This is a genomic window from Dysgonomonas sp. Marseille-Q5470 (genome assembly GCF_951230145.1).
Lineage (GTDB): Bacteria > Bacteroidota > Bacteroidia > Bacteroidales > Dysgonomonadaceae > Dysgonomonas.
Window position 1 is genome coordinate 260,089 of the sequence record NZ_CATNVE010000001.1, and the last position, 14,892, is coordinate 274,980.

Below are 14,892 nucleotides of genomic sequence, written 5' to 3' on the forward strand. Positions count from 1 at the left end.
TTATTCCCACTCGATGGTTGCCGGTGGTTTTGATGATATATCATAAACGACACGATTTACACCTTTCACCTTATTGATAATCTCGTTAGAGACTTTAGCTAAAAACTCATAAGGCAAGTGTGCCCAGTCGGCAGTCATAGCATCTGTAGATGTTACGGCGCGTAAAGCGACTGTATTCTCATAGGTACGTTCATCGCCCATTACTCCTACCGAACGGATTGGCAACAATATTGCTCCTGCCTGCCATACTTTATCGTACAACCCCCATTCGCGTAGCATAGAGATATAGATATCATCAGCATTCTGAGCAATCTCAACCTTCTCAGGAGTAATATCGCCGAGGATACGAATTCCAAGACCCGGACCCGGGAATGGATGACGTTTGATAAGATTTTCCTTCATACCCAGCTCAAGACCGACACGACGTACTTCATCTTTAAATAACAGGCGAAGAGGTTCTACCAACTTCAAGTGCATCTTTTCAGGTAAACCACCAACATTATGATGCGATTTGATTACCGTTCCTGTTATCGACAAAGATTCTATAATATCAGGATAAATAGTACCCTGTCCCAACCATTTTATATCAGTGAGTTTATGTGCTTCTTCATCAAAAACATCAATAAAGCCTTTACCTATTATCTTACGCTTTTGCTCTGGATCAGTAACACCTGCAAGAGCTTTATAGAAACGATCTTTAGCATTAACACCTATCACATTAAGACCAAGATGCTCATAATCTTTCAAAACATTTTCGAATTCATTCTTACGAAGCAAGCCATGATCAACAAACACACACGTAAGGTTTTTACCGATTGCCTTATTCAAAAGGACTGCCGTTACTGACGAGTCTACTCCTCCCGAGAGTGCAAGTATCACTTTGTCGTCTCCTAATTGCTCTTTGAGTTCTGCGACAGTCGTATCTATAAAAGAAGCAGGCGACCAGTCGCGCTTCATCTTACATATATTCAAGAAATTACTCAACAAACGTGTACCATCTGTTGTATGAAAAACTTCGGGATGAAATTGTACAGCCCATGTCGGTTCTCCATCTATTTTGTATGCAGCAGCCTCTACATCACTTGTACTGGCTATAGTTTTAAAATCGTGAGGAAGAGATGTTATAGTATCTCCATGCGACATCCAAACCTGCGTGCCTGCTTGTATTCCATCAAACAGAGGCTCCGAAGAGTCTATTTTCGCAAGATGAGCTCTCCCGTATTCGCGAGAGTCGCTTTTCTCTACTTTTCCGCCCGATGTATAAGCCAAATATTGTGCTCCGTAACAAATACCCAGAACAGGATAGTTTTTTCTTATTTCACTAAGTTCAGGTTTAAACGCATCAGAGTCGTTTACCGAAAATGGACTTCCCGAAAGAATAACTCCTTTTACAGTTTCGTCTCCGAATGGAAATTTATTGTAAGGCACTATCTCGCAGTATGTATTGAGTTCTCTTACTCTGCGACCAATAAGTTGGGTGGTTTGTGACCCGAAATCAAGAATAATGATTTTTTCGTGCATAAATATAGATAAGTAAGGGATGTTTATTTAATGCGCACAAAGATACATCATTTTTTGCTCTTACTAAAGAGCTATTTTATTTTTTTACGATCTTGAAACTTCTGTGTCATATTACCTTTTGATGTTTGGGAAGGATGCTATAGTTTCTGATGAGAAAATATGTATGTTGGTTATCCTTTAAATGACAAATGAGATATTTGAAAAGGGCTAATAAATTGGCATAGTATATAATAGAAATAAAATAAGAGTGACTTTCTAAAATCAAAGTAAAATAAACCCTAATAGTTAGACAAACTTTTAGGGTTTATTTATGTCTAAGAAGTGATCCGTCCGTAACTTAGGATACAATTCAATTTTATTGTTTTCTGATTCCTTCACAACTTCTTGTGATGACTGTACAAGGATAGAGAATGTATTTTTGTCTATAAATCTGTAGGGCTATTTAGAGCGAGGCAATCCATAAATTAGTCGATTATAATCAAGCATCAACAAGCATATTCTCAATTCTTCGTATTACATTCTCGGATGGTAACCTATATTAAAAAGAGAAGCCAACACCACCTGTAAACCTTATTCCACTCCAATTGACCATTGCTTCCTTAGGTTTAAAATCCTCAACTTTTGCTTTACCTACAAAATCATAACCTAAGGCAAAATGTAAATTAATATTTTTAGTTATGTAATATTTCGCTCCGGCTTGGAAGAGAAATGCAAAACTTGTCTTGGAATATTTATCATCGAATGAGTCTAACTCTTTATCTTGAACGACAAAAAAGCCATTATTTTTAATTTCAGAGAAATAAAGTCCTGGAGAAATCTCTCCAAAAAAAGAAAAAACAGCCTTATCATTCTTATTTCTATAAGTATAGAAATAATTTTTATAATATATTCCAAAGCGAACGCCATTTACTATAAAACGATTGGAATACTCGCCTGAATAATCCTTCAATGACAATTTTCCTCCAGTTGAACTATATCCACCTCCTTTTAGTCCGAATTCATGCATATCAAGTCTGTAACCTATATCTACAATATGGATAAGTTGATTCGTGGAAAAATTATCGACATTTTTTGCTCCGATAGTCGATGCGGGAGGTGTTTGTTGTATATCCTTCAGTAAACTTTTCATTCCATCCAAATCATGAGTGGCGTAACCTAAAGAGTAGCTTACAGTAAACTGTGCTTGAGCATATATACTACATAGTATAGTAATAATTAAGAAAATATATTTTTTCATTTTTTCAAATAATTAGTTATGTCTAGATAATAAAGATTTTTTCGATTGCCCCATCCTGATTTCAGGAATAAGTTATTAATAAGGTAGTCTGTTTCTGAATTCTTTAAAGATAAACGCTCTTTGGTTAATGTTGTGTCAAAAACAGTACAAGTTGCACCATATGTAGCTACAATATTCCCAGTATAAGGGTCAGAGCATCTATAAGAATATCGTTTCTTCTCGGATTTTGAATTGTTTTCTATATCTACAGTATACATCTCATTACTGTATGTCCCAGGAGAATATGTTACGATCAGCTGATTAGATATTTTTTCATTAAAACAAATACTTTTAGAATCGTAACTCCCCAATCCGTAACTAGGAAACTCTTCTGTATAGAGTAGAGAGAAAACATTGTCCGAAAACTTATAAACTAAAGCTCTAATATCATTGTATAAGCACACATATTTTCCGTCTCGAGAGACAACAACATTACCCCACATATTATCTAAAGATAAAGAAGAAATTAATTTTCTTGAATTTAAATCGTATGCATAAAGCTTTGGAGATTCTTTCGAATATATAAATACAATATCATTAGTTCCAAGATAAGCATACTGATAATTCAGTGCTTCTGTAGACTCGAACTGTATCTTTTCATGATTTTTTAGGTCGTAACTGATCAAGTCAATACAATCATAATTCGGAATAAATATTGTAGACGATTTTTCAGAACAAAAACCATGGACATTCCAGTTTGTAGTCATTGTATTTGGTAAATATCGATTGTCAATCGCCTCTAGAGTATTACTATTATAAGACCATAATTCATCTTGATTTTTTATAAATAAAATATCTTTGGTTGTATCTATGAACGCAATATAATTTTCATAATCGCTGCTCCTTGTAATTAAGCTCTGGCTATGTAGTTCATCATAATGTATGGGCATATTTCGATTAACAGTATTAGCACTCATAGGCAGAACATAAAGCTCTACCCATTCTCCGGCGTAACTTATAGGAAAAATTCCAACACCATGTTTTGTTGAAAAATCAGCTAAATCTTCAATTTCAAAATAGTTATTTGTCCCTTCGTAAATTATATCACCATAGTATCCTCTGGCAAATGCATATTTAGACTTATACTCATTCTTTGGCCAGGATATTCTCCCCGAATTTATGCCCGTGTATTCAAACTTAACGGAATATTTGGGAAACTCAATAGAGGTAGTATAATTATCGACCCAAGGTTGTCGATAACTTTCTTTGAAAAAGGTTTCTATCCTGTAATGTAAGTAACCAAATACCGCCCGTGTATCAACAAAAACTGTTTGATCCGGATTTAGTATTTCTTCTATATATTCAGTACGGTCATGATAATATGTTATTCTGTATTTCTCTACCGTATACTGCTCCAATTGAGGCTTACTCCATGTTAGTTCGAAATAATCATCTTTATTTTTGTGATGAGCAATATTCTGTAAACCTAGTACGGCATCAGGAATAAAAACAATTTCATATTCAAATGTCCCAATATAATTTTCTAAACCGAGTTTTCCTGCAATACTTTCTGAACCGGAATTTACTTCGACATCAAGAGTAAGCTTTTCCACAGTTCTACTATTATAATCCTTCGGATCTAATACAATATAACCATCAGTAGATAGAAGTTCTCTACCTCCTAAAGTTAATTTTCGTTTTAATATATCCCCTTCGGGTAGATTCAGGTCATACATTAAATTTGTTTTCTGATAAATATAAATCGTTGTTCCTGAAGGCAGATCTGCAAGATTGAATGTTATTCTTTTCTCTACCGGTTTTTGGATATCAACAATATATATATCATTTTTATCGTATTCACACCCGGTGAAAACGGAAAAGATCAATAATAATATTGATATTATATTAATATTCTTCATATTATTTGATGTACGGATTTAGATCAAGGTAATAGAATTTGCCACTCTTATCTGTCGTAAGTATATTGTTAAACAACCCTAAATCCCATGTCCTACTTACCAGGGTCGAGTATATTTCTTTATTCATTTCATGATTAAGAATAACAAATGTATTATCATCTTTTATATATGCTATATTCCCGGTAAAGGGATCTTCAGTTATAAATCTTCCGACAATATAGGATGTTCTGTTTTTAGTCAAAGCATTCATCCTATAAAATTGTTCTTTTTCTATTACATAAAGCTCCTCATCGTCAATTTTACTAAAAATACATTCTTGAAAGTTTATAGGATAAGTAGATATTGAATTTATATTGAACATTTCTATATTATTAAAACCGAATATTTGAATGTAGTTATCTTCTGATACACAAAGATAAGTGCCATCTTTTGACATAGATCTTTTCGCATAGTTACGAAGGACATCCGGACCTTCACGATAGATTAATCGGTTGTTTGTAAGATTGTATACATTAGTCCAATGTCCATTAGGATCAACATATCCAAAAACTAATATTCCGTCTTTTCTGGCATGCAAAACTGTAAATTTACTCAATGCTGTCTTCTCCCAGTTTATATAAGATTGAATCTTAAGATTTCTGTCATATATATTAATCTTGTAGTCACTTGCAATATAAAACAATTTTTCATGAAATTCGGAATAATACATATATTGGCTCCACCAATCCCAATCATAAGGTCTATCAATAACTCTATTTGGAATCGCATCCATTGTTGACAGATCAAGTGCCAAAAGCTTATATTGATCTCTTATATACAATTCTTTATGTTTTATGTCATACGCTATTCCTCCTGAGACATAAACATCCTTAACTCTGTTAGATTGTAACACTTGGCTAGAATAGGGTGTTGAAGAAAGATTTCCGGTGTGGTCAACCGGATAGATATGTAATTTTATGTCTTTGTATATAGGAAATTTATAAGTGTGGCTTATTTCTACTTCTGTGTTTCCTTTGCAATCAATTATGGTTCCATCTTCTAGCTCCAATGCATAGTAACAATTATAAATATGTTTATCCCACCACACTTTCATTTTATCAAGCCCTATTGGTTCAGAATCTAAGCTTTCTGAGGGATATTCGATCTGAACTGTATGATAGTCCCATAGTTTTTCTATTCTATCATCCTCAAAATATGTAAAGATCAAATAATCCTGTTTGCCTAATACGTGCGATTTGTCAACAAAAAAAGGATTCTCCGTGTCAGTTATAGTAGTTAACAACTTTTGTTCATATCCATTGTAACTATAGACTTCGTATTTGTTTACTCTCAGTTGTTTCAAATCGAGAGGTTTCCAACTGATTTTCAGATTTCCATCTTGAGTAATACTGTTTTCAAACTTTAAGGATAAATCAGCATTATGAATAAATCTGATTTTGTACTTAAATGACCCTAGATATTTTTCTAAACCTAGATTCTCTGCTATGCTATTTGTCCCTGTCTTTAACTCTACATCTATCGTTAAACTTAATTCATCTACTCCTCTGTAATCGAATGGATCGAAATAAAGGATTCCATCTTCTGGTAAATATAAGTTTTTATCTCCTAATTTGACTTCATACTTAAGAAAAGCCTTACCTTTGAAATCAGCATTGTATGAGATCTTCGTCTTTCGGTAAATATATAGAGTTTCTCCATTTTCTAAACCATCCAAATTTATATCTATTGATATCTCTTCTGGCGGAGTAATATCCTTCTGATAAATCTCATCCTTGTCATATTCACAGCCAAAAAAGAGTACAATCACAAATAGAGTTAAGAAAGTGCTATATTTATTCATAATTTAAGAATTTCTATAAGGGTAAATCTAAACGATATGCCAGCACATCATTAAAAAATAACCTGTTATTGAAGAATGAATTATTGCCAGATGTATAATAGTTAAATGGAACTCTAATTAATTTTTGAGATAATGTTTTATCGTATATATTTAAAAGAAAATTTTGATTATAATGCTCGTCCATAGAAGCGATGTTGCCGGTAATAGGATCTTGATATAAAAATTTACCTTTTATTGAATTTTTATTGGTAAGTGACTCAACATCAAAAATTGCAGTTTCGATATCTCCTCCTAAGATCAACTCTTTCGGGTTATAATAGTTAAACTGACAAGTTAAGTATCTATATTCGGCATTTGTATAAGAGTATATTTGTACAGCTTTGTTGTTCTCTATTTCATAGATAATGAGATGTGCTTTATAATAATCGCATAAATATTTTCCGTCAGGAGATACGGCAAACTGAGATTCTCTATTTTGTAATACTTGTCTAAAGATTTCATTTCCTGTTTTACTGTTCAATACTATACAAGATCTTTCGTAGTTAGTATCTCCCAGCCAAAATAGATCACTATAAAAAAGAGTATAGTTATCACATAAAAATAATGGAGTAGCGTTTCGAGTTACATTTTCTATCCGCAACGGATTTGTGAAGTTATTATTCTCATATATAAACAAATCTGAAGTGCTTATTGGCATCGGGAGAGTCCATTTATAAATTGCAACTTGCGAGGTTTTGTCTGACACAGAAATATTAAAGAAATCAGCACCGTCCACCTCACGAAGGAAAAGATTATTCTTCTTTGTGGAATTAGAAATTGAAAACACATTTAACTCTCCATTATTGAGATTATAATATTCATTTTTTGCAATATTCCAAGCATGAGGAATTGCTGAATATTCTCCTATATTATACCAATAAGAATCGCAATCAATAAATATACCTTTATCATAGTCACTATATGGCATATCAAAGGGTAGTATGTAAAGCTTGAAGCGATTTCCATCAGAAGGGAACCGGAAACGCTGCATCTTAACTTTCCGTTGCTTCTGTTCACATTCTGTTTTCGTTCCATCTGCGTCGATAATCAAATATTTGCACTTGTACCCTGTATCTGCCCACGATACATTCATGAATTCACTGTCTAGGTATTCATAGGTGAATTTAGGGTTACTTTTAAATCCATAATATTCCGGACTAAAGTAATCAGACTTTAGAGACTCGTAATTCACATCCTTGTTTTTATAATAGGTCAGTAATTCATAGGTCTTATAGCCCCAGATATAATTTTTGTCAATAAAACTAGTCTGCTTGGGGTCTGTTATTTCGTGTTTTACTTGTTGTTTTGTAATGTCGTCCGTATAAATTAGTTCATATTTTACAAGATCTGCATTGTCAAATACTGGTGTATCCCAATTCAACTGTAAATATCCTTCTTCTGATTTGCTGCCACGTAGATTAGTCTTAAAATTCTCTTCAAGTTTCACAAATTTTATATTGTATTCATACCTTCCCACATATTTTTCATATCCCAAAATATCTGCCATACTTCCTGTATGTGTTTTAAGTTGTACGTCAAATGTTAATTTTCTTACCGAGTTATCTGCTAAAGGATACAGGTAAATACTATTTTCATGAATCTCTGCAGAACCATCAAAAGATATCTTAAAATCAAGTATGTCTTTACCTTTGGAATCTATCGTGTATGTCAGCTTGGTATACTCATATATATAGATTGTATTATTGGGAAGAACATGAGATAATTCAATATCTAGCTCTACTGAATCTTTAGGAGGTGTTAATTCTTTTATATAAACTATATCTTTATCATATTCGCAAGAATATAAGAAAACTACAAGAAAGGTCAATAAATAAAATATAGTGTTATTGTTTTTCATAGGAATAGTTAGTTATTTTATTCGGGCATAAATGTAGTATTTATTTCAATATATTAATATAATTTAAGTTTTTATTTTTTAATTTTTCACCACATCGCTCTGCTTCTAAATTATTCATCTTTTCTCAATTTTCCTGTGTATTTCTTTAGCGAATATTCTCAAAGGAGAAGACACCCTTAAATCAGTAAATAGAATATTATTTATATCGAATAACTCTCTAAAAGTCGGACGGTTAGTAATTATTTTTGAGAAATTGTAATCAATATTGGATTAGGCTCCCCCCCCTTAAATTAATCTTTATTTATAATCTTAGTAATAATAGGAGTTACTAAACTCATCATCAAACTGCCTCATAGATCCCATTAAAGCTTTTAGAAGCCAATTCAGAGGGGTAAGAAAAAAAGCTTTTTGTTATTCAGATTGGCTAAAATGTATATATAAAATATTAAACTCTCACTTTTTTGACCTTGTAAATATCACACCACAAAAATCAATGAATTTGTAAATACAATTCTTAGTAATAATAGAAGAAATAGAGCAAAAATAAAAAAGCCTTTCATTTCTGAAAGGCTTTTTTAGTTAGTGATCCCGCTGGGAGGGGTCGTATATCTTGAACTCGGCTATACAAGCCAGTTTGCATGATGTCTAAAAAGTAGTCCTTGACCGAGGCTACGATTGTATTTCACTATTTTTCTGCTTACTTCACAACTTCTTGTGGCGGTACTGTAAAGGTAGGAATTTTTACTTTAAGAATACAATATTTCCTATTCGAATTTATCTGTAATTATCCCCTAAAAGGTATAATGTCTGTTTTATATTATTTTTTTATACCCTAAGAGGTGTATTTACATATTTATTTATTAAATTAGCACCCAAAGGGTATAATTATGGAGAAATTATCATTGTCCGCATATGTTAAGCAAATGCGAAAGCAATATGACTTAACTCAAATAGACCTCTCTGAAAAAGCGGGAGTTGGACTCCGTTTTGTTCGTGAACTGGAACAAGGCAAACAAACTTTACGAATGGATAAAGTCAATCAGGTACTGATTCTATTTGGTGCTGAACTTACACCTGCTCCAATGGACAGAAATAAATTAGAGTTATGAAACAAGCTAAGATATTTATGTATGAGAAGTTAGCAGGAATGCTAACCGAAGATGAGAATGGTTTTATTTTTCAGTATGATTCAGACTATTTGAATGATTCAGACTCGGAAGCGGTTAGCCTAACGATGCCATTGAAAAGTAAGCCGTATCACGATAAAGTATTATTTCCATTCTTTGATGGCTTGATACCTGAAGGATGGCTATTAGATATTGCCGAACGCAGTTGGAAGATCAATCAGCGAGATAGGATGTCTTTGTTATTGGCTTGCTGTAAAGATTGTATCGGGGCTGTTAGTGTTGTACCTGTAAATGCCGAAAGCGATGAAGAATAGATGTTTGTATTGTTATCAGGATCTGAAAGAAGGGCAAACGGATTTTCATCCTGCTTGTGCGAAAAAGATATTCGGAACAACAACCGTTCCCGAACTACCTTATACGAAAGAGAATATTTCTGTCTTGGCCGAACAGGTTGTTCGCAGTCAAACTACAATAACAGGAGTACAGCCTAAATTGTCATTGGATATAGAACCTTCGGAAAAGAAGAATGAGCCAAAACGTTTTACAATTGTAGGTTTATGGGGTAGATACATTTTGAAACCTCAAACAGATATGTATCCGAATTTGCCTGAGTTGGAAGACTTAACCATGCATCTTGCTGAAATAGCTAAAATTAAAACTGTACCTCATTCGTTAATACGCTTTGCTGATAATCAATTATGCTATATTACTCGCCGTATAGATCGGGATGAGCAAGGAAATAAATATCCAATGGAAGATATGTGCCAACTTGCAGAACGATTAACCGAGTATAAATATAAAGGTTCGTATGAGCAAATAGCCAAGTTAATTTCAAAGTATTCAAACGTACCAATGTTGGATTTAGTCAACTTTTGGGAACAAGTTTATTTTTGCTGGCTGACTGGCAATTCCGATATGCACTTGAAAAACTTTTCACTATACAGTATCCAAAAGGGTATATATTCTTTGACTCCTGCCTATGATATGCTTTCGACAAAGCTTGTGATGCCTGAGGATACGGAAGAATTAGCCCTCACTCTCAATGGTAAAAAGAGAAAGCTAAAACGTTCAGATTTTGAAACTGCTTTTGCAAAATCGGGTTTGGACAAAAAAGTAGGAGAAAATATCTTTCTTAAATTTGAAAAGGTTATTCCGCTGTGGTTGAAGTTTATTGATGGGTCATTTTTGAGTGAAAGTATGAAAAAGCAGTATAAAGAGCTTATTCAAAATAGAATATAGAAATATAAAATGGATAGTCTCATTGATATAATAAAAGATGTTCATCCTAGTAAGTTTCTCTAAAGGAAGTTGAAAAATATCCCTTTAGATACTTGAGCAAATATTCTATGTTAAATCAATAAATATGATTATTTCAAGTAAATATTGGATTTACTTCCCTTATTTAGATGAATAGAGGCAATAAGAGAAGAAAGATTAACACGGATTGTTTACATTTTCACATTTCATTTTAAAGTTTATATTAACTTTGTATATCTTTATTCTTTTAAGAAAATAGCAATGAGTGAAAAAAAATTCCACGATAAGCAATTATTCAATCAGATTCTTTTAGAAACTGAAAATTTTGCAGTAATACCAACATTAGGTTCTATTGTTGAAGGGTGGTTACTTATAATTCCTAAAAAGCATTATGTTTCATTTGGATATATGACTAACTTATGTCTATTTGATGAATTAAGTGCATTATTATCACAAATAGAAATGATCGTAAAGGAAACTTATGGAGATTTTGTAATATTTGAAAATGGCGCATTTTGTGCAAATTCCATGGTTGGTTGTGGAGTTGATTATGCTCATATTCATATTGTTCCTACTAATTTGAATCTTCTCAAAACAGTTGAGGATCAGTTTGATCTTAAATATAATTGGAAGCAAATAGAAGATTTGAAAGAATCTATTTTTTATATAAAGGAAGGACTTCCTTATTTATATTATCGAGATCAACAAAAGCAATCATTTATTACAACTTGCGATAACATCCCAAGTCAACTTTTTAGAAAAGCAATAGCTTCATCTGTAGGGTTAATAGATAAATATGACTGGAAGAAGGAACCATTTCTTGATAATATAGAAAAAACAATAAGGAATTATAGAAAACATTTCCAAGTCTTAGTCTAATTTCAATTATCATCTATGGAAAACACAAATAATAAACCATGTGATGTAGAAAAAGTCCAGCAAGAGAAAGTCCCTACTGATGGACGTGAATGCAAGGATTGGAAATCTCGATATGATGAGATTGCATTAGGTCATATTTCATGGGAGAAAAAATATCTTCTTGTATTAATGATTGCAATGGCTTCCGTTAGTATTATTATAGGGGTCATAATACTTTCTGAGTTTATCGATAATAAATTTATTATGTCATCTAAAGTACATAGTTATTTCTATGCATGGGTAGGAGGAACTTTTGGAGGTATTGTCTTTGCTGGAAAATGGTTATATCATACAGTAGCAAGAGGTTTTTGGAATATAGATAGAAGATTATGGAGAATACTAACACCACATTTATCCGGTTTATTAGCCTTATTTATAGTTGTAATTTTCAGTTCTGATATTTTTAATGAAGCCCAGACTTATTCAATACATAAATCATGTGGAATTGGATTTCTTGTGGGATATTTCTCTGATAACGCTATTGGAAAATTATCAGAATTAGCAAATGTTTTCTTTGCAAAAAATGGCTGAATATTATGTATATAGTAATCATTTTGGACACAGTAGTGTACAACCTAATATAGAAAAAACTCTAATTGGCGAAAAAGCTTATGGTTTATTAAAATATATCGAAGAAGAAACACTTCCTTTTATAATTATAAAATCTAATCTTTATGATGAATGGTGTAAAGACAAATTACGCGCAAAAAAAATACTTTTATCTATTTCAAAGGATATATTCTCCCTTTTTGATTCTTTAAACATTAATAATTTCATAATTAGGTCTAGTGCTAAAATAGAAACCTATAAAGAACGTGGAAACTATTTTAGCAGCGATGGTAATATTTCAAAAGATAATCTATACAACGAAATCATACAAATTTGGGAGAAAAATCAAGAAGCGTGTTCTGAATTTGACAATAACTCTTTTTCTGTTATTATACAACAGTATAAGGAATCTAAACTAGTTGGTCATATATCAAATGAAAGGCGTATTAGCCGAAATTATGACGATTGGTTGATAGAATATTATGATGCTAAAGGACGTTATAAAAATAGCGAACGAGTAAAACAAACGAAAGAGGAAACTCTTAACATTAATTTAAATTGTAAAAATATACTTGAGCTTAAGAAAGTCTTAAAGAGCGTACCCACATATGTTTTTTCAAAAATGGAGAAAAAGAGGCTACATATAGAATGGGTATGGGATAAGTCCAAATTATATTTAGTTCAATGTGATGTAGAGGGTGATTTGAGTGAAACATCTGAGCCCGGTTCTGATTGGCGAATATCTAATCTTAAGGAAGGAAAAAATGATCTGAAAATGGAGATTCTTAATCCAGCTTCAGCATCTTCTTTTGGAAAGTGGCCTAAAACAAACTGTGTACAAACATTTGCATCCTTAAATCTTCCTTGTGGTGAAATTTATATATTAGATGATACAAATGTAATCGAACAATTAAGAGATGGTATTATTCCAAAAAACTTGAAAAAAGATTTAAAACAATTATTAAAATGTCCAATTGTAATACGTACTGATATAGCTGAAGAAGAAGAACATAAAAGAGTATTACTTCCTAGAACAGACACTATATTTAAGTTAGATGATGCCATAAACTATTTATTGAAAAATGTAATACAATTTCTTAATTCTGATATTCCGATTGGAAATTTCTGTTTTTTGATACACAGATTTATATTATCTCGATCTTGTGCTTTAGTTTTAACAAAACCCAATAGGCCTAATAAAGCTAGAATAGACTCCACATGGGGTATTGTTGATGGTTTATATTATCATCCTCACGATTCTTTTGAGGTTACAGTTCAAGACGGGAAATTGATAACTGATATGAAACATATTCGCTGTAAAAGTGAATATTTAGATGTAAGAAGTGATGGCAAATGGTTTTCAAAGAAAAGTGGAAATTATGATTGGAAAGAATCCTTAACTAAAAAGGAACGATTGACTATTGCACAATACACAGTAAAAATTGCAAACTATTTAAAAAAATCAGTAGTAGTTATGTATTTTGTTGATGTGAATAAATCAACAGGATATGATAAAATTATTCCTTGGTTTTATACAACAGACGAAGTTACGGAGAATAGTGAGAGATTCTCAGATTCCATCTTTTCAAACAATTATATTTTAATTGAGACCAAGGAAGATATAAGTAAATTACATATAGAAAAGTGGGATTTATCTCTAAAGTATACATTGAAGTTGAAACCTGATGATGAAATAATAAGAGATAAAAAAATTGTAGAAGAAATAGCTCATTTCTCGAAAGAGAATAATATCCCAGTTGAACTGGAAGGTAGCATTTTGGCTCATCCTTATTATATATTAAAAAAGAATGGTGTTCGTGTTAAATGTGTTGATTATTTTGAGCCTCAGTATAAATCCCAATCTTTTAATAAATTAGTAAGAGATAAAATACCGCTGAATATTGAATCTAAAGGTGAAAAAACAACTACACTAGAAATTGAGCCAAAAGAACGACTCCTTTTTTTAAAAAAGAAAGCAATAGAGGAAGCTCTTGAGTTTTATTGGGAATCGACCGACAAAGCAATTATAGAAGAATTAGCCGATTTATACGAAATAATTCGGAGTTCATGTTCTGTATTTAATATAGACATTGAAAATATAAAAGAAATTGCAGATAATAAGGCTCAAAGTAAGGGTGGATTTGATACAGGAGTATTCCTCCTCGATACGAAAGACTCTGCATTAATTGATACTATTGAGGTTAAAGCTGAAGAAGAAAAGTCTTCCTTATTTAAATCTGAAATGATTGAAAAAAAGGCAAATAAACTGATTCCAAAAAAAAATCAGAACATATATTTTGACAATTCTATACTACATATTCCTTATATCAGTGATCCTTTATCCATAAAGTTACCTTCCAGTATTGCTGAGAATAAAACTATAGAAATTAATTATAAAAACAGAGAGATTTTAATCCGTTTTTTACATGAGAGGCCAAAAGAAGATTTGTCGCAATATAAGATTGAATTTCCCGAAGACTAAGTTATGAATTGAATAGAGAACGAAATGGTAATATTCACATTGTCGATTAATTACAAGCGCAATAAACTAAAGAGAGATTTCTAATGTATATAGTAAATAACTATATGTTATTTTCTTGAAATAATAATTATGCCCTATAAGGTATATTCTTGTGATTATTTGTCAT

General features: G+C 32.0%; 11 protein-coding genes. 6 read left to right on the forward strand and 5 right to left on the reverse strand.

Features of this window, described 5'->3' with window-relative positions; all coding sequences use genetic code 11:
• The 5 genes from guaA to QOX35_RS01255 form a co-directional block, all read right to left on the reverse strand.
• On the reverse strand, positions 1 to 1,521 hold the full coding sequence (gene guaA / locus QOX35_RS01235; RefSeq protein ID WP_283685455.1) for a glutamine-hydrolyzing GMP synthase: 1,521 nt from the start codon (positions 1,519 to 1,521) through the stop codon (positions 1 to 3).
• A gap of 538 nt (positions 1,522 to 2,059) precedes the next feature.
• On the reverse strand, positions 2,060 to 2,758 hold the full coding sequence (locus tag QOX35_RS01240) for a hypothetical protein (protein ID WP_283685456.1): 699 nt from the start codon (positions 2,756 to 2,758) through the stop codon (positions 2,060 to 2,062).
• Positions 2,755 to 4,656: a hypothetical protein gene (locus tag QOX35_RS01245; RefSeq protein ID WP_283685457.1), complete on the reverse strand. Its 1,902-nt coding sequence runs from the start codon at positions 4,654 to 4,656 to the stop codon at positions 2,755 to 2,757. The genes QOX35_RS01240 and QOX35_RS01245 overlap by 4 nt, the downstream gene beginning before the upstream one ends.
• Position 4,657: 1 nt before the next feature.
• Positions 4,658 to 6,496 (reverse strand): hypothetical protein, encoded by a 1,839-nt coding sequence (locus QOX35_RS01250; RefSeq protein ID WP_283685458.1) that lies wholly within the window; start codon positions 6,494 to 6,496, stop codon positions 4,658 to 4,660.
• A 13-nt stretch (positions 6,497 to 6,509) separates the two neighbouring features.
• Positions 6,510 to 8,393, reverse strand: a complete 1,884-nt coding sequence (locus QOX35_RS01255; RefSeq protein WP_283685459.1) for a fibronectin type III domain-containing protein — start codon at positions 8,391 to 8,393, stop codon at positions 6,510 to 6,512.
• Positions 8,394 to 9,280: 887 nt separating this feature from the next.
• On the opposite strand from QOX35_RS01255, the gene QOX35_RS01260 reads away from it, so the two are divergent.
• The 6 genes from QOX35_RS01260 (at position 9,281) to QOX35_RS01285 (ending at position 14,726) form a co-directional block, all read left to right on the forward strand.
• On the forward strand, positions 9,281 to 9,502 hold the full coding sequence (locus QOX35_RS01260) for a helix-turn-helix transcriptional regulator (RefSeq protein WP_283685460.1): 222 nt from the start codon (positions 9,281 to 9,283) through the stop codon (positions 9,500 to 9,502).
• Positions 9,499 to 9,834, forward strand: a complete 336-nt coding sequence (locus QOX35_RS01265) for a HipA N-terminal domain-containing protein (protein ID WP_283685461.1) — start codon at positions 9,499 to 9,501, stop codon at positions 9,832 to 9,834. Before QOX35_RS01260 ends, QOX35_RS01265 begins: the two co-directional genes overlap by 4 nt.
• Positions 9,824 to 10,759 (forward strand): HipA domain-containing protein, encoded by a 936-nt coding sequence (locus QOX35_RS01270; RefSeq protein WP_283685462.1) that lies wholly within the window; start codon positions 9,824 to 9,826, stop codon positions 10,757 to 10,759. The genes QOX35_RS01265 and QOX35_RS01270 overlap by 11 nt, the downstream gene beginning before the upstream one ends.
• 279 nt (positions 10,760 to 11,038) lie before the next feature.
• Positions 11,039 to 11,656: an HIT family protein gene (locus QOX35_RS01275; protein WP_283685463.1), complete on the forward strand. Its 618-nt coding sequence runs from the start codon at positions 11,039 to 11,041 to the stop codon at positions 11,654 to 11,656.
• A gap of 15 nt (positions 11,657 to 11,671) precedes the next feature.
• Entirely contained in the window at positions 11,672 to 12,226 is a 555-nt protein-coding gene (locus QOX35_RS01280) for a hypothetical protein (RefSeq protein WP_283685464.1), read from the forward strand.
• On the forward strand, positions 12,219 to 14,726 hold the full coding sequence (locus tag QOX35_RS01285) for a nucleoside triphosphate pyrophosphohydrolase (RefSeq protein ID WP_283685465.1): 2,508 nt from the start codon (positions 12,219 to 12,221) through the stop codon (positions 14,724 to 14,726). Before QOX35_RS01280 ends, QOX35_RS01285 begins: the two co-directional genes overlap by 8 nt.
• The last annotated feature ends 166 nt before the right edge of the window (positions 14,727 to 14,892 follow it).

Excerpts from the sequence above, each read along its gene's own strand:
- QOX35_RS01280 (WP_283685464.1), top strand. The coding sequence starts at position 11,672 with ATGGAAAACACAAATAATAAACCATGTGATGTAGAAAAAGTCCAGCAA.
- guaA (WP_283685455.1), bottom strand. The coding sequence starts at position 1,521 with ATGCACGAAAAAATCATTATTCTTGATTTCGGGTCACAAACCACCCAA.
- QOX35_RS01275 (WP_283685463.1), top strand. The coding sequence starts at position 11,039 with ATGAGTGAAAAAAAATTCCACGATAAGCAATTATTCAATCAGATTCTT.
- QOX35_RS01260 (WP_283685460.1), top strand. The coding sequence starts at position 9,281 with ATGGAGAAATTATCATTGTCCGCATATGTTAAGCAAATGCGAAAGCAA.
- QOX35_RS01265 (WP_283685461.1), top strand. The coding sequence starts at position 9,499 with ATGAAACAAGCTAAGATATTTATGTATGAGAAGTTAGCAGGAATGCTA.
- QOX35_RS01240 (WP_283685456.1), bottom strand. The coding sequence starts at position 2,758 with ATGAAAAAATATATTTTCTTAATTATTACTATACTATGTAGTATATAT.
- QOX35_RS01250 (WP_283685458.1), bottom strand. The coding sequence starts at position 6,496 with ATGAATAAATATAGCACTTTCTTAACTCTATTTGTGATTGTACTCTTT.
- QOX35_RS01255 (WP_283685459.1), bottom strand. The coding sequence starts at position 8,393 with ATGAAAAACAATAACACTATATTTTATTTATTGACCTTTCTTGTAGTT.
- QOX35_RS01245 (WP_283685457.1), bottom strand. The coding sequence starts at position 4,656 with ATGAAGAATATTAATATAATATCAATATTATTATTGATCTTTTCCGTT.
- QOX35_RS01285 (WP_283685465.1), top strand. The coding sequence starts at position 12,219 with ATGGCTGAATATTATGTATATAGTAATCATTTTGGACACAGTAGTGTA.
- QOX35_RS01270 (WP_283685462.1), top strand. The coding sequence starts at position 9,824 with ATGAAGAATAGATGTTTGTATTGTTATCAGGATCTGAAAGAAGGGCAA.